The organism is Antrihabitans spumae (genome assembly GCF_043944905.1).
In the GTDB taxonomy this organism is placed as follows: Bacteria; Actinomycetota; Actinomycetes; order Mycobacteriales; family Mycobacteriaceae; genus Antrihabitans; species Antrihabitans spumae.
The window spans coordinates 90,328-108,466 of the sequence record NZ_JBIMSN010000034.1 but is presented as its reverse complement, the minus strand read 5'-3'; the positions used below and the strand labels follow the sequence as shown (position 1 = coordinate 108,466).

General features: G+C 63.4%; 18 protein-coding genes. 6 read left to right on the top strand and 12 right to left on the bottom strand.

All coding sequences use genetic code 11. The annotated features are described in order from the left end of the window. A partial coding sequence (locus ACHIRB_RS09275) for an HNH endonuclease (protein WP_395127674.1) occupies positions 1-390 on the top strand: 390 nt, incomplete at its 5' end. Here the strand turns inward: ACHIRB_RS09275 and ACHIRB_RS09270 are convergent. The 5 genes from ACHIRB_RS09270 to ACHIRB_RS09250 all read right to left on the bottom strand — a co-directional run bounded on the left by ACHIRB_RS09270 (position 387) and on the right by ACHIRB_RS09250 (position 5,364). Continuing rightward, on the bottom strand, positions 387-1,412 hold the full coding sequence (locus ACHIRB_RS09270) for an aminotransferase class I/II-fold pyridoxal phosphate-dependent enzyme (RefSeq protein ID WP_395114468.1): 1,026 nt from the start codon (positions 1,410-1,412) through the stop codon (positions 387-389). The two genes, ACHIRB_RS09275 and ACHIRB_RS09270, sit on opposite strands and share 4 nt — an antisense overlap. 8 nt (positions 1,413-1,420) lie before the next feature. Beyond that, a complete protein-coding gene (locus ACHIRB_RS09265; protein ID WP_395114374.1) occupies positions 1,421-2,449 on the bottom strand; it encodes a 3-oxoacyl-ACP synthase III family protein in 1,029 nt (342 codons plus the stop codon). Beyond that, positions 2,446-3,105: an SRPBCC family protein gene (locus tag ACHIRB_RS09260; RefSeq protein ID WP_395114375.1), complete on the bottom strand. Its 660-nt coding sequence runs from the start codon at positions 3,103-3,105 to the stop codon at positions 2,446-2,448. The genes ACHIRB_RS09265 and ACHIRB_RS09260 overlap by 4 nt, the downstream gene beginning before the upstream one ends. After that, positions 3,077-4,798 (bottom strand): thiamine pyrophosphate-binding protein, encoded by a 1,722-nt coding sequence (locus tag ACHIRB_RS09255; protein ID WP_395124625.1) that lies wholly within the window; start codon positions 4,796-4,798, stop codon positions 3,077-3,079. The genes ACHIRB_RS09260 and ACHIRB_RS09255 overlap by 29 nt, the downstream gene beginning before the upstream one ends. A gap of 143 nt (positions 4,799-4,941) precedes the next feature. Then, complete coding sequence (locus ACHIRB_RS09250) at positions 4,942-5,364, bottom strand: Ig-like domain-containing protein (protein ID WP_395124624.1); 423 nt, start codon at positions 5,362-5,364, stop codon at positions 4,942-4,944. A gap of 209 nt (positions 5,365-5,573) precedes the next feature. Between ACHIRB_RS09250 and ACHIRB_RS09245 the strand changes: the two genes are divergently transcribed. Together ACHIRB_RS09245 and ACHIRB_RS09240 are read left to right on the top strand one after the other, a co-directional pair. Beyond that, a complete protein-coding gene (locus ACHIRB_RS09245) occupies positions 5,574-5,996 on the top strand; it encodes a hypothetical protein (RefSeq protein ID WP_395124623.1) in 423 nt (140 codons plus the stop codon). A gap of 45 nt (positions 5,997-6,041) precedes the next feature. Next, positions 6,042-7,418: a glutamate decarboxylase gene (locus tag ACHIRB_RS09240; RefSeq protein ID WP_395124622.1), complete on the top strand. Its 1,377-nt coding sequence runs from the start codon at positions 6,042-6,044 to the stop codon at positions 7,416-7,418. A 67-nt stretch (positions 7,419-7,485) separates the two neighbouring features. On the opposite strand, the gene ACHIRB_RS09235 is transcribed toward ACHIRB_RS09240, so the two are convergent. Then, positions 7,486-8,040 (bottom strand): YqgE/AlgH family protein, encoded by a 555-nt coding sequence (locus ACHIRB_RS09235; protein WP_307829628.1) that lies wholly within the window; start codon positions 8,038-8,040, stop codon positions 7,486-7,488. Positions 8,041-8,230: 190 nt separating this feature from the next. After that, positions 8,231-8,926 (bottom strand): TetR/AcrR family transcriptional regulator, encoded by a 696-nt coding sequence (locus ACHIRB_RS09230; protein WP_395124621.1) that lies wholly within the window; start codon positions 8,924-8,926, stop codon positions 8,231-8,233. Positions 8,927-9,058: 132 nt separating this feature from the next. Here ACHIRB_RS09230 and ACHIRB_RS09225 point away from each other — a divergent pair, with 132 nt between their 5' ends. Both ACHIRB_RS09225 and ACHIRB_RS09220 read left to right on the top strand, forming a co-directional pair. Further along, positions 9,059-9,991 carry an NAD-dependent epimerase/dehydratase family protein gene (locus ACHIRB_RS09225; RefSeq protein WP_395124620.1) on the top strand — a complete coding sequence of 311 codons (933 nt, stop codon included), beginning with the start codon at positions 9,059-9,061 and terminating at the stop codon, positions 9,989-9,991. A 96-nt stretch (positions 9,992-10,087) separates the two neighbouring features. Next, positions 10,088-11,830 carry a penicillin-binding transpeptidase domain-containing protein gene (locus ACHIRB_RS09220; protein ID WP_395124631.1) on the top strand — a complete coding sequence of 581 codons (1,743 nt, stop codon included), beginning with the start codon at positions 10,088-10,090 and terminating at the stop codon, positions 11,828-11,830. Here the strand turns inward: ACHIRB_RS09220 and ACHIRB_RS09215 are convergent. Beyond that, positions 11,827-12,603, bottom strand: a complete 777-nt coding sequence (locus ACHIRB_RS09215) for a hypothetical protein (protein ID WP_395124619.1) — start codon at positions 12,601-12,603, stop codon at positions 11,827-11,829. The genes ACHIRB_RS09220 and ACHIRB_RS09215 overlap by 4 nt on opposite strands. A gap of 105 nt (positions 12,604-12,708) precedes the next feature. Between ACHIRB_RS09215 and ACHIRB_RS09210 the strand changes: the two genes are divergently transcribed. Beyond that, positions 12,709-14,388, top strand: a complete 1,680-nt coding sequence (locus ACHIRB_RS09210) for an NTF2-like N-terminal transpeptidase domain-containing protein (RefSeq protein ID WP_395124618.1) — start codon at positions 12,709-12,711, stop codon at positions 14,386-14,388. Here ACHIRB_RS09210 and ACHIRB_RS09205 read toward each other — a convergent pair. The 4 genes from ACHIRB_RS09205 to ACHIRB_RS09190 form a co-directional block, all read right to left on the bottom strand. Beyond that, positions 14,348-14,755 (bottom strand): DUF3054 domain-containing protein, encoded by a 408-nt coding sequence (locus ACHIRB_RS09205; RefSeq protein WP_395124617.1) that lies wholly within the window; start codon positions 14,753-14,755, stop codon positions 14,348-14,350. The genes ACHIRB_RS09210 and ACHIRB_RS09205 overlap by 41 nt on opposite strands. An 82-nt stretch (positions 14,756-14,837) precedes the next feature. After that, the gene (locus ACHIRB_RS09200) at positions 14,838-15,386 is read right to left on the bottom strand and encodes a YceI family protein (protein ID WP_395124616.1); all 549 of its coding nucleotides are present in this window, start codon (positions 15,384-15,386) and stop codon (positions 14,838-14,840) included. Between the two features lie 97 nt (positions 15,387-15,483). Then, complete coding sequence (locus ACHIRB_RS09195; protein WP_395124615.1) at positions 15,484-16,560, bottom strand: lysylphosphatidylglycerol synthase transmembrane domain-containing protein; 1,077 nt, start codon at positions 16,558-16,560, stop codon at positions 15,484-15,486. A 31-nt stretch (positions 16,561-16,591) separates the two neighbouring features. Beyond that, on the bottom strand, positions 16,592-18,070 hold the full coding sequence (locus ACHIRB_RS09190) for an adenylate/guanylate cyclase domain-containing protein (protein ID WP_395114471.1): 1,479 nt from the start codon (positions 18,068-18,070) through the stop codon (positions 16,592-16,594). Between the last annotated feature and the right edge of the window lie 69 nt (positions 18,071-18,139).

Below are 18,139 nucleotides of genomic sequence, written 5' to 3'. Positions count from 1 at the left end.
TGCACGGTGCCGGGCTGCGGCCGCACTAGGTTCCTGCATGCGCACCACGTTGTCTACTTTTCGCGGGGCGGCCCGACCGATCTCGACAATCTGACCCTGCTCTGCGGTGAGCATCACCGCGCGTTGCACGACGGGTTGTTCACCATCACCGCCGACGGCAATCAGATCTTCACCTTCGCCGACCTCAACGGACGCAGAATCGACTACGCCCCACTGCTGTCCGGCGACGTCGACGACCTCAGCCGCCGTTACCGCCACATCGACCCCGATGCCGTCACTGCCGATTGGTCCGGTGAACCGCTCGATGCCAGCTTCGCCACCGATGTGCTGCTCCGCAACTGGGACCTGGAGAAACGGCGACGCAACACCGACCTGGCGGCGGCGGCCTAGCGCACAGCGGCGCGGAGAGTCCTCAGTACCGCACGACTCGCGACCGGATCGCCGACCGCAATCCGCGCACTGCCGTCCGCGTAGGTTTTGGCAAGGATGCCGACCTCCTCCAGTGCAGACGCGATGCCTGGACCCTTGAGGAACAGGAAGTTCGCGAAGCTACGTGGAACGCGGACGCCCAAGTGCAACAGCGAGTTACGCAGGTATTCGCGTTCGGTCGTGATCCTGGCGACGCGAGCCTTCAGTTCGTGCTCGGCAGCGTAGGACGCGGTGACGGCCGCGACCGCTGCGGAGTTGACCCCGAACGGTAGCTGCCAGCGACGGACGCGCTCGATCAGCTGCGGCGAACCGAAGGCATAGCCGATTCGCAGCCCAGCGAGACCGAAGGCCTTCGAGAACGTACGCAGCACGAGCAGATTGGGGTGCTTCGCGACGAGCGCACGAGCGTCGATCGCGTTCGCAGCATTGACGAACTCGACGTATGCCTCGTCCAGGATCACCGTCACTCGCCGTGGCACCGCAGCGAGGAAGCGCTCCAACTCCGCTGCCGTGACCAGGGTTCCGGTCGGATTGTGCGGTCGGCACACAACGACGAGGCTGGTTCGACGGTCGATCGCCGCAGCCATCGTCCTGAGGTCTTGACGCCCCGCGCTGTCGAGCGGGACCGCCGTCGCCCGCATGCCGACGATCCCGGCCATGATCGGATAGCCGTCGAAGTTGGGCAGTGCGAACACGATCCGGTCGCCCGTCGTCATCACCGACTGCATGATCTGCATCGCGACCCCGGTGGCACCGGACCCGACGACAACTTGATCGGGTGCGACGCCGACGCGGTTGGCGATCACGCGAGGCAAGCGCTCCGGCAGAAACTCCGGATACTTGTTGGCCTGTGCCATCACGCTTGTCAACGCGTCGAGTACCGAAGGCAATGGCGGAAAGGGGTTTTCGCTCAGTCCGAGCTCGAAGTTCCTGCCCGTCAACGCAAACTGCGACGGATCGAACGGAATTGTCGGTTCGAGCATTCCAGCAGTCATAACTTGGGCTCCGCTCCCCATTGCACGGCCGCCGCTGCTGCGAAGTCGCCCGCATGAGCGAACGCCGACATCAGCACGAACGACCCGTTTTTGATTCGTCCAGCTTGGTTTTCTATGTCGAGAGTGATGGGAATGCCTGCACCGAAAAGGTTTCCGCATTCGTCGAACGTGTCGGGATGGCGCTCGGCCGGTAGCTCGAGTGCGTCACCCCAGTTGCGTAGGAACAGTCGGTTCGGCTGATTTGTCACGAACGTATCGACGGTCGATGGCTTGATACCCAGTTCGTCGCACAGCGCGGTTGCGACCTCGGGGACGAGCCGGTTGCCGCGGGCGAAGACCTTCATGATCTTGGCTTCGGTGAAGGCGATTCGCCACTGACCTTCGCCGGGTTCCCAGTACTTGCGAGCAGGCTCGACCTCGCCGGTCATGTCGCCGGCGAACTCGGGATAATTGCGTGCGAGCACGCCGAGTACGGGCGCCTCGTCGGACTTGCGAAGTAGACCGACACCACAACCGTCGCCGGGGATGGTCGCCTGAGCAAGCTTGCGGACCTCCGTCTGCGTCATGCCCTGTCCCGCAGCGTTTTGCACCGCGACAATCAGTGCCGAACGAGCGGTCGTGGTGCTCATGATCATCTGCGCAAGCTGGATCATGTACGGGAACGACGCGCAGCCGCCGTTGTGCACATCGAGGATCCACCCGGGATTCATGCCCATCCGCTTCGCGACCTCGGAGCCACAGCCGAGGACGGGCAGGTCGGGCAGCTGGGTATGGGTGAGCAGGATGTCGACTCCCAAAACCTCTGCCGCACCATGACGTTCGATCAGCGGTGCCATGGCGCGCTCCGCCATGTCGACCGCGGTCTCGTCGGCGGCGACGTGATGACGCCACGTCGGCGCGCGGAACATGATGTTCTTTGCCATGCGGTCGGTCTTGGCGTACTGGGTGAAATACGAGGTGGGCACGCGGTTTTCGGGAAGGTAGCTGGCCACATCGACCAGACTCACCGTTGCGAGGGGCGTCATTTGTTCATCCACTCGGGCTTGATCGGGAGATTGTGCGTCGCCCGGTATTCGCAGATTGCCTTGAGGTTGTCCATTTCGATCTGGTGGCCGGCGGAGAACATGTCCCAGAAGTCACCGACCCACACGGGGCGCGTAGGAGGTGCCGTCTCGGGATACGGGTTCTCGTCGTAGAACGGATGGTGGCAATTCGTCCACAGCACAACCGATCCGGGCTTGTCGAACACCGGCTGAGCATCGACCACCCGAATCAGGTAGATCATCCAGAGGTGCTTGCCCTGATCCCACGCGCAGTGATAGTCGACCGTCATCGCGTCAGGGTTGGCGACCGTCCGCGTGTAGATGCTGGTGTTCTTGCCGATTCGGTCTTCGGCGAGCCACAAACCAGGCTCGTCGGTTTCGACGAAGCCACGCAGGCTGTAGGTCCACTCTTCCAAACTTCTTGTGTCCGAAAGGTATTCGTACACGTCCCGCGGCGGAGCGGCGATGTAGGCATTGACCGGGCAGAACTCGCCGAAGATCTGCTGATGCGGATACACCGACCGCAGCATGTCGACGATGATCGGCGTCGTCTCGTCCTTGTCCGACGTCTCGATCCTGAGTATCCCCTTGATGTCGTCGGACGCGATATCACTGAGCGCGGGAAGTGCGTTGGTCACGTGATCTCTCCTCGATCGCAGGGTGATTGAGAAACGGAACGAAAGGCGGGATTTCGTCGGGGTCGCAGTCCACCGAGATGAACGACGGCCCGTCATGTTCGGAGGCAGCGGCGAGCGCGGCCGTCAATTGCGGTAGGTCTCGTGCCGCGAACGACGGCATCGTGGGAAACATCGCCGCGACACCTTCGCCGATCATCGTCGGCTGGAATCGGTTGAAGCTGTATCGATCCTGATAGAAGAGCTGTTCGCGAGTGAGGCACATGGCGTGGGCGTTGTTGTTGAACACGACGAACGTCACGGGCAGCCGGTGTTCGACCGCCGTGTGAATCTCCATGCCGTGCATGAAGAATGCGCCGTCGCCTGCGATGACGAAGGTCCGCCGCTCGCGTACACAGGACGACCCGATCGCGGCGCCGAAGGCATAGCCCATGCCGCCCATCCCGAGTGCGACGACGAAGCGTCCGCCGTCCGGAATCGGCAGATGGTGCACCACAGACGCTCCGGTGTTGCCTGCATCGGCGAAGACGTCGGCACCCGCGGGAAGGACTGCCGCGATGGCGTCGACAGCGTCGCGATACCGCAGGCCCGGGCCATCGGCTGCCGGAACGGACAGCGTCGTTACGGTATTGGTCGCGATGCTGCGTTCGGGATGTGTAGGAGACCCGAAGGCTTGCGCGAGTTCGGCCAGGGTGCCGCCGAGATCGCTGCTCGTGGCGTGGGTCGATGCTACGAAGGGCTCTTCGGCGCCGATGCTGACGACCGTCGTATCGGCCAGCGCGGCATCGAGACCCGCGCCTGCTGTGGACGGAAGCCGAGTGCCGACCAACAGGCACAGCGCAGAGTTCCGCACCGCTGCAACGAGTTCGGCGTTGCCCATGATTCCGGCAACACCGCAGAAGCCGGGGTCGTTGCTGCCGTAGACGTCTTTCGCATCGGGTGCGACACCGACGGATGCGTCCAAAGCTCCAGCCAGGGTCCGCAATTGCCTGCGCGCATCGTTCCGCGCGACCTGGTCACCCGCGATGATCGTGATCTTGCCGGTTGTGCGGGCGGTTGCGATGGCGTCGGATACGGCAGCCAGACCGACCAGGTCGCGGACGGGACGAACTACCGGCCTGCGGTAGGCGGCCTTCGGGGTGAACGTCGCCTGCTGGATATCCTTGGGAAGCAACAGAATTCCCGGGCCGCCACGCAGCGCAGCACGGACCGCGCGATCGAGCTGCTCCTCGATGTCTTCGACGCGTTCGACCCGTGCGCAGTAGTTGGCGATCTCGGAGAACAGTGCGAGCGCGTTGATCGATCCCGCCTTGCCGCTCGAATCCTGGAATCCACCTTTGCCTTCGACGGTGGTCGGCGACTGACCGATCAGTGCGAGCACGGGAACGCGTGAGGTGAACGACTCCGCGAGTCCCGCCACCAGGTTCATCGCGCCGCCACCCGAGGTTGCTGCCACGACGCCGAGGCCACTCGACGAGCGGGCGTAACCGTCGGCCATCGTCGCTGCCGAGAATTCGTGCTTCGCGACGATCCCCGTGACGGGGCTGTCGGTGGCGAAGATGGCGTCGTAGAGGTCCTCGATATTGGCGCCGTCGACGCCGAAGACGTGGTGCACACCGAGTGCGGCGATCGCATCGACCAGGTAGTCGACTACCCGCTGAGGTCGCGGCTCTCGGTCACGTGTGGCCGCATCCATTCCTCGCTCCTCCCGGTGGGTCCGTTGTGCTTCGTCTAGTGATACGAAGCTCAGCACCGGATGGTTCAGACTGTTCCGATGAGGAGCATCTGACCGGGCAGACCATTGCGCGATCTGCGATTGAATCCTATCGATGTTTGTTGTTACCCGAGCGGCAAGCAACCCGAACCGGTGTTGATTGCGTTCACGACAGTGACGTTCAGGTCGATCAACGACATCGTCCACGCCTCCTCATCGTTCGAGTTGAAGCCGGTGTAGAAGGCAGTCAATTTGTGTGCGCCAGCCTGTGCTTGCGTTGGCGTCCACACAACACTCGCTTTACCACTCCTTAGCTCCAGTTGACCGAGGTCAACGGAGTTGTCCAGCGAGAAGTAGACGTCCCCTTTGTCGATCGGGGGAGGAGTGGAAGTGACGGTGGCGGTCAGCGTCACGGCGCACCCAGTCCCGATAGTTCCGCTCGGGACCAGGCTGATTGCAGTTTGGTAGACGGGAATCGCGGCGGCCGATGGCGCACCGATGACGAGGGCGGAGAAAGCGGCGGCGGTTACGAACGCGGCACGAAGCATGCGAGCAAGTATCCTCCACAATCTCGCGGGCAACCCCGAATACGCCTCATCGAGATACTCGCTTCGGACCCGACAACCGTGCGTCAATTCGCCGAGTTGCCGCGCGATGTGAGCGAGTCGCCCCCGGCATGGGATCGCGTTCCCTGAAAGGATGCGACCTGGCAGCTCGTCTGTCAGGCATCAGTCAAAGCGAATACCGGGGGAGTTTCATGCGAATCGTTGCTGTTCTGTGCGGTCTTGTCGTCAGCCTCGTTGGGTTGGCGATGGTGGTCGCGGGCGTCTTGGGATATCTCGCGAAGGAGGCGGATGTCGAGTGCCGGACACAAGACGGAAAGACGACTTTGGTCAATCGGATGAGTCCGAGTGAAACCTGCGAGGACCGCAATTACGAGGAACAACGAGCCGAGAATCAGAAAGGTGACGCTGCGGTCGGAGCTGCTGGGTTCAGCCTCGTGGTCCTCGGCGCGCTGGGTGGCATCGGAGTCGCACTCTGTTTGGCCGGAAGCCGTCCGCCGGTCGTCGTAACGACCCAGCAGTCGTCGAACTATCCGCCTCGTTGGGCGAACCAGGCTCCGCGACCTTTGGGTACGTCGCAGTTCACCGCGCCACCGGCGAGTACTCCGCCGACGTAACAGAACTGCGGCGCAGCCGGCGTCGAGAGGTCTACCGTTGGAGCGATGAAGCGGATCACCCATCCCGATGGCTTTCTCGCACCCGCCTATACGGCTCGCCTCGATACCGAACCTGTTCCGGCGCTTCGGCTTCCGGATTCGGAGATGCATCCCGAGGTGGCGTATCGATACATCCACGACGAGCTGATGCTCGACGGAAGTTCGCGACTGAATCTCGCGACGTTCGTGACGACCTGGATGGAACCGCAGGCCGAGCGGCTGATGGCGGAGACGTTCGACAAGAACATGATCGACAAGGACGAGTATCCGGCGACGGCGTCGATCGAGGAGCGTTGCGTCAACATGGTCGCCGACCTCTTTCACGCGCCGGATTTGGATCCGACGGATTCGAGATCGGCGACGGGTGTGTCGACGATCGGATCGAGCGAGGCAGTCATGCTCGCGGGCCTTGCGTTGAAGTGGCGTTGGCGTGAGGCGCGGTCGGGGAAAGATACGACCAAGCCGAATCTTGTTCTCGGCAGCAATGTTCAGGTCGTGTGGGAGAAGTTCTGCAAATACTTCGACGTCGAGGCGAAGTACCTGCCGATGACTCGTGATCGGTATGTCATCACGCCCGAGCAGGTGCTCGACGCCGTGGACGAGAACACGATCGGCGTCGTCGCCATCCTCGGAACGACGTACACGGGCGAGTTGGAGCCGATCGCCGAGATAGCGGCAGCGCTCGACAAGTTGGCTGCCGACGGCGGACCCGACATTCCGCTGCATGTCGACGCGGCGAGTGGTGGTTTCGTCGTTCCATTTCTGGATCCGGATCTGTTGTGGGACTTTCGGGTTCCGCGCGTGGTGTCGATCAACGCGAGCGGCCACAAGTACGGCCTCACGTACCCGGGCATCGGCTTCGTCGTATGGCGTAGCCGCGAGCACCTGCCCGAGGACCTGGTCTTCCACGTCAACTATCTCGGCGGCGACATGCCGACCTTCACCCTGAACTTTTCACGTCCGGGCAACCAGGTGGTCGGGCAGTACTACAACTTCATCAGGCTTGGCCGCGGCGGCTATACCGCGATCATGGAGACGTTGCGCGACACGGCAGTTCGGGTCAGTGGCAAGCTCGCGGAGTTACCCGAGGTCGAGGTGATCACCGATGGGTCGGCAATTCCGGTGGTGACGTTCAAGCTGCAGGCTGAGTGCGGCTTCACGGTCTTCGACATCTCACATGAACTGCGCACCGGCGGTTGGCAGGTGCCCGCGTACACGATGCCCGCGGATGCGGAGGATGTCGCGGTGTTGCGGATCGTGTTCCGGGAGGGCTTCAGTGCGGACCTCGGTCACATGCTGATGGTGGCGATCAAGGCGGTCGTCGCTGAACTCCGGCAGCGGGGGCTCAACGGGCATTCACACGCGGCGCATTTCGCCCATTAGTCGTGAGTCCTTTCGGAGGGCGGGCCCACCGAAAGGACTCACGAGCGGCGAAGCCGCCTCAGCCGCCTCAGTTTCTTTCGACCTCGATGGGGTGGGTCGCGAGCATGGCAAGGGGTAGCGGTTGGCGTCTGAGGACGCTTGCCCACAGGTCGACGCGCGGCGGACCGATCAGATCGGATGCCAACGCCGACAACACCATCCAGTCCTGTCGTTCCAGCTCGCCTTCGAGCTGCCCGAACGTCCACCCCGAGTAGCCCGCGAAGATGCGGACGCCCTCCACCAGCGGGCGGATCTCGTCAGGATCGGAATCGAGGTCGACCATCGCGACGCGACCATCCACTCGCCGCAGCCCTGGAACGTCGTCGATGTCGACGCCGACACGCAGCGTCGCAAGGCAGAGCGCCGCATCACGCTTGACCGGACCGCCGACGTACAGCGCGCGCGGACGCGACACGAGGCTGGACCACTGCGGCAGAACGTTGTGCACTGCCGTGTCGCTGGGCCGATTGATCACGACGCCCAAGCTGCCCGAGTCGTTGTGCTCGATGATGTAGATGACGGTTCTTCGAAAGGCAGGCTCGACAAGTTCTGTCGAGGCAACCAGCAGGCTGCCTGGGCGCACGACTGATTCGGGCTCCCAATGGTCTGCCGAGAGGCCTTCGCCGCGGCGTGCTGCTCCACCGTCGCTGCGCTCGCCCCAATCGTCCCGGGTTGTCTGGTCGTCGGGTTCGTCTCCCTGTGCCACCAAGACATCATCGCACCGTTCCGGCGGGGTTGTCCGTTAAGACGCTCGCAGAGATTGCGCCGAGAATTCAGACGAGACCGATCGATTCCAGAAGCACCTCGAGATGGTGGGCAAACAGGGCGGATTTGTCGCTGAACGTATGCGGTCCGTATTGGTCGAATACTTCGAAATTCACGACGCCGAATAGCCCTGCCCACGCGAAGACGCCGCGGGCGATGAGCTCGTCCGGAGCCTCGAGGTCGAACTGGGTGCGGATCGCGGCGAAGCTGCGATGCAGCTCGGCGGGTGCGGCGACGGTGGTCGGAATCGTCAGATTGCCGCTGCGGTATGCGCGTTCGTACAGGCCGACCAATGCGGTGATCACGCGCGTGCCCGGTCCGGTCGTCTGTTCGGCGGGAGCTGCGTAGCCGGGGACGGGGCTGCCGAACAACAGTGCGTAGCGAGCCGGTTCCCGTAGCGCCCAACTGCGGACCGACCAGCCGATTGCGCGGAACTGCTCTCGGTAGTCGTCGGCCGGCGCGACGGCGAGTGCGGCGTCCACCTCGTCGCCGAGTTCGTCGTAGGCGTCGACGACCAACAGGGTCAGCAGTTCGTCGCGACTTTTGACGTAGCGATAGACCGCCGACGAGACGACGCCGAGGTCGCGCGCGACGGCACGCAGTGAGAGTGCTGCAGCACCCTCTTTGGCCAGATGATCTCGACCGATCCGCGTGATGTCTTCGAGCGTTTGTACCCGGGCACGCTCACGTGGAGTGCTGGTCATAGGCGTCAGCTTGCACTGTCGATAAGAGCGGTGTCAACAAAAGAGAGCAGTGCTCTTGACTTGAGAACGGAATGGGTGCATGCTTGCAATCGAACCGAGAGCAGTGCTCACAAACGAGATCAGGGGAACGAAATGGCCGGAATACATGTCGTCAACGGAGCAGGACAGGTCGGAACCAACATTGCCGAGCAGTTGGCGGCACAGGGCCATCAGGTTCGAATCCTGACCAGGTCCGGCAGTGGACCCGAGCACGCGCTGATCGAACGCCGCAAGACCGATGTGTCCAAGCCCGAGCAGCTTGCCGCCGCCTTCGACGGTGCGGTGGCCGTCTACCACTGCATTCATGGATCGGCCTACACAGCCAAGGCATGGCGGGCCGAGTTGCCGGTCGCCGAGCAGGCGGTACTGGAAGCAGCGGGTCGGGTCGACGCCGTCGTCGTCTTCCCCGAGAGTCTCTACTCCTACGGCCATGTCGACGGTCCGATCACGGAAGACACTCCGCGCAACGCGACGAAAGGCAAACTCGGCATCCGCACCGAGCTGCTGCGCGCCCGCGAAGAGTCCGCAACCAACACCGTCAGCGTCGCGGCATCGGACTTCTTCGGTCCGCACGTGATGATGTCGCACGCAGGCGAGCGCATGATTCCAACGGTCTTGGCTGGCAAGACGATGCGCGTCATCGGCAGCCTCGACATGCCGCACTCGTTCACCTACGTCCCGGACTTGGCGAGCGCGATGATCGCTGCGGCGACCAACCCGGAGCTGTGGAACGGCTTCTATCACGCACCGACCGCACCGGCGGTGACACAGCGAGAGCTGATCGAAGCCGTTGCCCGCGCGGGGGACGTGCCGACTCCCAAGATGTCGGCGATCCCGGCCTGGGTGTTGCACGTCGGCGGCGTCGTGTCGACGGATTCGCGGGAACTCGCCGAGACGTCGTATCAGTTCAGCAAGCCGTTCGTGGTCGACTCCTCACGTAGCGAGGCGGTCCTCGGGGTGAGCCCGACCCCGTTCGACACGGCGATCAAGCAGACCGTCGAATGGTGGCGAGCCCGTCAGGCGTGAAACGCGACGAATCCTCGATAATGCCCGCGGCTCGATGTCTCGGGCATTATCGAGGTCGTGCGCACAACGCTTCTCGCCGTCGGGGCGAGCTTGACCATGATTCTCACCGCGTGTGGCGACAGCGGTCCAGACCAGCCGCAGACGCTTGGCGAACAGTTCGCGAATGCGCTGAACAGCGACGATGTGGGAGCCGCAGCAGCGTTGACCTCCGACCCAGCCCAGGCAACGACCGCCATAACCCAGATGTACGACGGGCTCGGCAAGGAAGTGCAGTTCGATGTCGACAAGACGGGAACGTCCGGCGACGACGACACGATCACCTTTGCCGCCAACTGGAAACTCGGCGGAGGTGACTCGCCGAAAGAGTGGAAGTACACGACAACCGCGACAGCGACCGATGGTGCCGAGGGCTGGCGGATCACCTGGGACCCGTCCGTTCTGGCACCGTTCGAAGCCGGCAACTCCGGCTCACTGATCTACCGCGCGACGTATCCGAAACCTGCTCGTGTAGCCGACAGCGCTGGTCGTGATCTGTTGACGCAGCAGGTCGTGACGCTGGTCAACGTGTCGCCGACCGCGGACACCGCTGCGGTAGCCGCGCTGCTCACCCCCGTCGCGCCGACCGTCACCGCGCAGACGATGCAGACCGATCTTGCTGCGGCAGAAGGCAAACCGATCACTCCGGTCGCTCTTCGCGAACAGGATGCGACACCGATTTCGGCTGCACTCGCTGCGATTCCGGGTGTCGAACTCGTGCAACAGACCCGGCTGCTCACCGCCGACCGCGCGCTCACCTCGCCTGCGTTCAACGGGCTGAGCGAACTGTGGCAGGAAGCCAACGACGCAGCGGCCGGTTGGGAGGTCGCGTCCATCGCACCCGACGGCACCGCAGAGCGCCTGATCGGCGAAGACGCCAAGACAACGCCGGACATCGCGACGACACTCGACACGAACCTGCAGGTCGCTGCCGAAGCTGCGCTCGCTCCCATTCAGCAGCCTGCAGCGATCGTGGCGATCGAGCCGTCGACCGGCGGAATTCTCGGCGTCGCACAAAACGCATCCGCCGATGCCCAAGGTCCGATCGCCCTCACCGGGCTCTACCCGCCGGGTTCCACGTTCAAGACCGTGACTGCGTCGGCCGCGTTGCAAGCGGGGACTGTCACGCCGGACACCGTGCTGCCGTGCCCCGGCACGGAGAACATCGAAGGTCGGCAGATCCCGAACGACGAGAACTTCGACCTCGGCCAGGTGCCGTTCCACACCGCGTTCGCGCGGTCGTGCAACACGACGTTGGGGCGCCTCGCTGTCGCCCTTCCGCCTGATGCGTTGACCAAGGCCGCGGCGCAGTTCGGTCTCGGCGTCGACTACGTCACCCCCGGCCTTACGACTGTCACCGGCTCGGTTCCTCCGGCCGACACACCTGCGGAGCGAGTCGAATCCGGCATTGGTCAGGGCAAGGTGACGGCGTCGCCGTTCGGTATGGCGCTCGTCGCGTCGTCGATCGCCAACAACGGCGTACGCGCTCCGATGATCGTCCAAGGGAAGCCGGGAACCGGCGACAAAACGCCGGACCAGCTTCCAGCGAACATATCGTCAGAGCTTCTGACGATGATGCGAGAGACGGTCACCGGCGGAACGGCGACGATTCTGAACGACATTCCCGACCTGCGCGGCAAGACCGGAACCGCCGAACATGGCAACGGCCCTGCACACGGCTGGTTCGTCGGAATCGTGGGCGGCGTCGCGTTTGCGGTGTTCGTTTCCGACGCCGACAGTTCAGGGCCGGCTTTGGAGGCCGCTGGCCGCTTCCTTCGATCGGAACAGTTTCGCGCGCGCTAGGACGTACCTGTGCCGTGCTCGCCGGCGACGAGGTCCCGCATTCGGTTCCAGCGGGCGTTGTACTCTTCGCCGAATCGGGCCCGAGCGCGCTGCATCCGAGCCGGTTTCGTGGCGTAACGACGACGTGCCCACCACGAATCCGGTTTGGCGAGGCGCAGCGCGCCGATGATCGCGATCGGTTCGACCATGACGCCGACGATTCCGGTGACGAATTTTCCCTTGAGCATGCAGACCACCGATATCGCCAACCCGATGAGCAGATAGCAGATCGACAGCCACCAACCCGATGAGCCGATCGTGCCGCTGACAAATTCCGAGCCTCCGATGAGCACACCGGTGATTGCCAATGCGCAGAAGATCGCGTCGATCGATTTGCGTCCGTCGGTACTCCAATACACGTCGTCGAGGTGCAGCCACAGAGCGAATTCGTCGAGGGTGAGGGCAAGTCCAATACCGAAGGCGGCCGAAAAGATGTTCAGGGCAGCGCCTTCGGGCGTCGTGGCGATCAGTGCGACCCCGACGATGGCCATCAGCAGGATTCCGAAGACCTGATGATGGATGTGGACACCGCCGATGTTGATGTCGCGAAATACTTCGGTCGTGGCTCCCGACTCGACCTCGGTAGTGCTCTCCGACGGTTCGCGAGTCGAACGGGCGCGAATGTGTCGCGTGACCAGTCGCGTCGCCACGAAGGTGACGAGTACTGCGACGAACAACCACATCACGGGGACCAGCAACCGGTCGTTGCCGGCGCCGAAATTCAGCTCGATCACCTGTCGACGATAGTTGGCCTGTTCTTCACTCCGTGGCGATATTGTGATGCCATCGTGCGGCGCGGTTGCTTGTTACTGATGTGACAAGAGTGGAGATTGTTACTCATGGGGTTTGAGATATCTCGTCGGGTGGGCGTGACCGGCGCAACTGCCGCGGTGGCGGTTGCGGCATTGGTAGCGACCCTGGGGTCGTATGCCGTCGGTCGAGAAGCGAGCGAAGCCGAACGGCTGGTCGAGCACTTTGCGGAGGCCCTCGACAGTCAGGACGTCGGCGGTGCGGCGTCGCTGACGTCGTACCCGAATGCAGCCTCGGCATCGATCCAGCAAATATTCGACGGTCTGCATCCGGAGAGCGTCGACTACAAAGTCAGTCAGTTCATCGGACTCGACGAGGCATCCGGTTTCTTCACCCTCGACGCCGTCTGGGATTTCGGCCGCGACCGCAACTGGACCTACAGCGTCTCGGGAAGTGTCCGCAAACTTGCCGTCGGCTGGCGGATCTCCTGGGAGCCGTCCGTCGTGATGCCCGAACTCGGACACAGTCGAGCCGTCAACCTCGTCCGCACGGATGCGGCGGCGCCCCGAGTCGTCGACGCCTCCGGCGCGGTCTTGATGGACGAGCAGACGATCAATGCCATCAGGCTCGATCCCGCGCACATGCCGGACCCCGTCGCATCGACGACCGCACTCGCGAAGGCGATCGAGCCGGTCGCACCGCTGATCACGTCGCAGTCGTTGTTGCAGGATCTGGTTGTGGCACAGGGTAAATCGATCACGGCGGTGACACTGCGTGACGCGGACTTCGAGATCCTCGAGCCCGAGTTGAGTCCGATCCCCGGCGTCGTACTGGAAAAGCAGCCGAAACTGATCGCAACCGACCGGCGCGTCGTCTCGCCAGTTCTCGACGGACTCCGCAACGTCTGGCAGGCCAATCGCGACGCGACCTCGGGTTGGGCAGTACGAATCTCCGAACGCAGCGGTGGTGAGCCGATCCAGATGGCAGGCTTCCAAGGACCTCCGGGCCCGGACGTCGCCGCAACACTCGATCCGAAGCTGCAGCTCGCTGCCGAAGATGCGGTCGTCAGCGTCGGCACACCGGCGACGATCGTCGCGATTCAGCCGTCGACCGGCGCTGTTCTCGCGGTCGCGCAGAACAGCTACGCCACCGATATCGGACCGATCTCGTTGACCGGACTGTTTCCGGCAGGCTCGAACCTCGAACTTTTCCGCGACGCCGCCGCTGCGATGAAAGGTGTAGCGCCGAGCAATGTTTCGGCATCGGACATCCTCGATGCAGCGAGCGACCTCGGCATCGGCGTCGATTTCGACGTGCCGGGGTTGGACGAAGTCACCGGTAGTTTGCCGGGCGACGGGTCCGGGATGGAAGGTATTCGCGAGCGAAAGCCCAAGTCGGACGCGGTTATGGTCAGTCCGTTCGGAATGGCCGTCGTGTCTGCGTCGATCGCTCGCGGTGCACCGACGGCACCGATGATCGCCTATGGCCAACCCAGCACCGCGGACACCGAGCAGGAGCCGCTTCGAGCCGACATGGTCGAGCGGTTGCGTGGACTGATGCGCGACGCGGCAAAGACTCCCGACCTCGAGAGCCTGCGATCGATGCCGGATGTGGCTGCCTATCCTGCGTCCAACGGTGGCGATCAGTGGCTGATCGGAAATCGCGGCGACCTGGCGTTCGCCGTGTTCATCCAGGATGCGGACGGCTCCGATCAGGCCGCGAAGATGACTACTCGGATGTTCCGCGCGCTGTCGAAGCCTCAGCCCTAGTCCGGCGCGAGTCGACCGCGCGGTAGACAGCGCGCCAGCCGATCAGGAAAACCCCGAGCACGGTCGTCGCCACGATGATGAAACTGGTTGCCGTTCCCTGACCGCTGACGGCGCGCAACACCATGCCGACCACGACGGTCGTGACCCAGACGAGGATGCCGGTCGGGAGTACCAGTTCGGGGATGAACTTCTCCCTGTACAGCGCGATCGTGGCCAGCCAGCTGACCCCGAGGCCGGCGAGGAACGGCCACACCGTGCCCAACAGGCCGAAAATGGCGTTGGACTCGTCGTGGCTGCGTCGACCGATCACGCAGAAAACCACAACGAGTCCAACGTCGAGAGCAAGTGCAGGGGCGTGCCGCTTCATACGAACAAGCGTAGGCGGCAAGCCGCTCGTGAGTCTTTTCGGTGGTCCCGACCTCCGAAAAGACTCACGAGGCGCGGAGCGCCTATGCCTCTTTTGCAACCTCGATTTCGAGGACGAGGTTGATCTTGTCGCCGACAACCGCGCCACCGTTGGCGAGCGGCATGTCGATGGTGATGCCGAAGTCACGGCGATTGATCGTGGTCTTTGCTTCGAAGCCTGCGACCGGGCCGTTGCCCATGCCCTCGTTGACGCCGTTGAACTCGACCTCGAGGGAGACCGGCTTGGTGACGCCGTGGATCGTGAAGTCGCCGTCGACAACGAAGTCGTCACCGTTGACGCGGAAACCGGTCGACTTGAACGTCGCGGTCGGGAACTCTTCGGCGTGGAAGAAGTCGGCGGTGCGGAGGTGGCCGTCACGCTGCTCGTTGTCGGTGGTGACACTGGCGACCTTGATCTCGGCCTCGGCGGAGGCGGTGCCGTCTTCGTTGATGACGAGCTTGCCGGAGAAGTCGGTGAAACGGCCGCGGACCTTGCTCACCATCAGGTGGCGAACCGAGAAGCCGAGAGTCGAATGGCTGGCATCGATGTTCCAGGTGCCTGCTGCGAGCTTGGTGGTGGTTGCGGTGGTCATATTTGCTCCTGTGTGGTTGAGGTTTCAACTAATACTATACCTCAATCGGACTGCGGTCCGCTTTATTCCCTGGGTCTTGAATCGGTAGATCGAAGAGTCAGCGGATCGGGCGTTCCAGCTCCGCTGCGAAGTCGACGTCCTCGTGCTGATGCCGCCGGAACAGGAACAGGAAAACGATCCAGCCGACAAGCGCGACCAGAATGAAGCTGACCCCGCGATAGACGAACGCCGCTGCGACGGCCTGAGAGGCAGGCAGAGCAGCCGCCGAGGTCAGCGTCGCGATCAAGGTCGCGTCCACGTAGACGAGGCCACCCGGCGCGAACGGCACAGTCCCGACCGCCTTGCCGATCGCGAAAGTGATGAGCAAACCGGCGAGCGTCGGATCCGCGCCGATGGCATAACAGGCGAACGCCAGACAGGCGACGTCGCCACCACGATGGGTGACCGCCCAGACGATCGAGAGCCCGCCGTCACGTACGCCGAGCTTCACCGACTCGATTTGATCGATCACTTCGCGAACGCGCTTCATCCCGGCGTCCAACCGTTGCTTGCGAATCCGGTTGTACTTGCCGACCAACCAGCCGACCGCGCGCTCGAGACTGTCCGGATGCGTCGAGGCATACTGACCCGCGTAGATCAGTGCGACCATGCCGCCGATCGAGATGATCAGCGTGAACGGACTCACCGAGCCACCGACCGCGATCGCGCCGGCGAGACCGATGAGGGCGAGCCCAGAGGCCGCGATGACGCCGGATATCGCGAGTTGCCAGGACGCGACGATCGGACTTGCACCCCACCGACGAGTCTCGCGATAGGAGAACGCCGTCGAGAAGACCTGACCCGCGGGCAGCGTCACCGACATCGCGGTGCTGGCGTAGATGACGGCAACCGATTTACGTTGACTGACCGGAACGCCACCCGCCCGCAGCAATTGGCGTTGCAATGCACCGAAGCCGCTCAGCGACACGGCCTGCGCCGCGATACATGCGCTCAACCAGCCCCAATGGATCTCACTCAGGCTCTTCCACGATTCGTGCAACCGTGGCCACAGATAGATCGCTTCGCCGGTCAACAAGGCAAGCAATGCGATTCCGGCAACCCACTTGACCCACCGAAATCTGCCCCGCTTCGGCGCGGGCTCGGCATCGGGCGCGTCAGGTCCGGGCTGTGCCACACCTTTAGAGTAGCGAACGAGGTACTGCGATCTAGCTGGGAAGTACCGGAGACGCCAAGTGTGTCCGCCTGCGACGACCCCGCAATTGCACTTCTTCGCCGAGTTCCCAGTTGCTCTGCTCGTCCTCGTCCGCGAAATACAGTGCGCTGCTCGACGCAAGAACACGCGCCGGTTGGAGCTTCGCCAGCTCTGTCAATCGCGAAGCCTCGTTGACCGGATCGCCGATCACCGTGTACTCGAACCGATTTGCGGCGCCGATGTTTCCGGCGACGGCAAGTCCGGCGGAGACACCGATGCCGATGTCGAGTCCGACGACTTTGCTGAGCTCGATCCGCATGTCTCGTGCGGCCGCAAGAGCAGCGGTCGGCGCGTCCGGACGATCGAGTGGCGCACCGAAAATCGCAAGCGCGGCATCACCCATGAACTTGTTGACGAAGCCGTGATGCCGGTCGACCACCTCGACGACGATCCGGAAGAACTCGTTGAGCAAGCTGACGACCTCGGTGGGGGGTCGCTCCGCCGCCGTCGCCGTCGACCCGACCATGTCGACGAAAAGCACAGCGACGAAACGGGTCTCACCGCCGAGCTCGGTACCGAACTGCAGCGCACGCCGCGCCACGTCCTCGCCGACGTGCTGGCCGAACAGCTCCTGTAGAACTCTGCGCTCGGACGCTTCCTCCATCATCCTGTTGAACCCGACCTGCAGCCGTCCGATCTCGCTACCGTCGAACACCTCGACCGAAACGTCCGGCTCACCCTCCTGCACCTTGTCGATGGCCCTGGTGAGTTGGCGGATGGGATCGGAAATGCTGCCGCTGGTCAGCATCGACAGCGCGAATGCCTGCACGATCACGACGATCGTCAGCAGCAGGACGGCGACAGCGAGCGAGTTGGACGAGTATTCGAGGTCCGTCGAAATCTGCGTGACGCACAGCAACACGATCGCGATCGAGGGCGCGAGTGTGCCGAGCCCCCAGGTCATCGCCATCCGGGTACCGATGCCGGGAGTGAGGGTACGGTCGAAACTGCCTTCGCTCAACGCTTTTGCCGCAACCGGGCGCAGAATGCGCTCGCCGAGCATGTAGGAGAAGCCGAACACGATGACCGCACCCATGATGTAGGTCATGATCACGGCTGCCGACAACTCCGGCGCACTCGGAATCGCGAGGATCGCGAACGCGGTGCCGCCGAAGATCCACAGGATCAAGTGCACTATCGCCTGCCGAAGCGGTGCGTGCAGCGCGGCCATCTGTTCGCGCCGACTCGGCGGACCACCCCGCAACTGCCATCGCACGACCGGGCTGAGCATAAACGCCGACGACCCCAAACTCACGAGCGCGCCGACACCGAGCAGGGCGGCGATGATCGTCGCGCTACGCCTGCGGTCCGAGATCACCGCCGACGATTGGGGAACGGGAAGGCCGTGCTGAATGAAGGCGTAGACGAGCAGTACTCCGAAGCCGTTTGCCAAGGCCATCGAGACGACATAGAGCGGCCAGCGAGTATGCATCGTCTGTTTGACCGCTTCGAGTGGCGCTGACACGGAACCAATTTAGCGTTCCCGGTGTGCGTACCGCCC

What these genes read in the sequence shown, in the direction of transcription:
- ACHIRB_RS09240 (WP_395124622.1), top strand. Translation starts at nt 6,042, where the DNA reads ATGAAGCGGATCACCCATCCCGATGGCTTTCTCGCACCCGCCTATACG.
- ACHIRB_RS09230 (WP_395124621.1), bottom strand. Translation starts at nt 8,926, where the DNA reads ATGACCAGCACTCCACGTGAGCGTGCCCGGGTACAAACGCTCGAAGAC.
- ACHIRB_RS09225 (WP_395124620.1), top strand. Translation starts at nt 9,059, where the DNA reads ATGGCCGGAATACATGTCGTCAACGGAGCAGGACAGGTCGGAACCAAC.
- ACHIRB_RS09265 (WP_395114374.1), bottom strand. Translation starts at nt 2,449, where the DNA reads ATGACGCCCCTCGCAACGGTGAGTCTGGTCGATGTGGCCAGCTACCTT.
- ACHIRB_RS09250 (WP_395124624.1), bottom strand. Translation starts at nt 5,364, where the DNA reads ATGCTTCGTGCCGCGTTCGTAACCGCCGCCGCTTTCTCCGCCCTCGTC.
- ACHIRB_RS09255 (WP_395124625.1), bottom strand. Translation starts at nt 4,798, where the DNA reads ATGGATGCGGCCACACGTGACCGAGAGCCGCGACCTCAGCGGGTAGTC.
- ACHIRB_RS09245 (WP_395124623.1), top strand. Translation starts at nt 5,574, where the DNA reads ATGCGAATCGTTGCTGTTCTGTGCGGTCTTGTCGTCAGCCTCGTTGGG.
- ACHIRB_RS09205 (WP_395124617.1), bottom strand. Translation starts at nt 14,755, where the DNA reads ATGAAGCGGCACGCCCCTGCACTTGCTCTCGACGTTGGACTCGTTGTG.
- ACHIRB_RS09210 (WP_395124618.1), top strand. Translation starts at nt 12,709, where the DNA reads ATGGGGTTTGAGATATCTCGTCGGGTGGGCGTGACCGGCGCAACTGCC.
- ACHIRB_RS09200 (WP_395124616.1), bottom strand. Translation starts at nt 15,386, where the DNA reads ATGACCACCGCAACCACCACCAAGCTCGCAGCAGGCACCTGGAACATC.
- ACHIRB_RS09220 (WP_395124631.1), top strand. Translation starts at nt 10,088, where the DNA reads ATGATTCTCACCGCGTGTGGCGACAGCGGTCCAGACCAGCCGCAGACG.
- ACHIRB_RS09190 (WP_395114471.1), bottom strand. Translation starts at nt 18,070, where the DNA reads ATGCATACTCGCTGGCCGCTCTATGTCGTCTCGATGGCCTTGGCAAAC.
- ACHIRB_RS09270 (WP_395114468.1), bottom strand. Translation starts at nt 1,412, where the DNA reads ATGCTCGAACCGACAATTCCGTTCGATCCGTCGCAGTTTGCGTTGACG.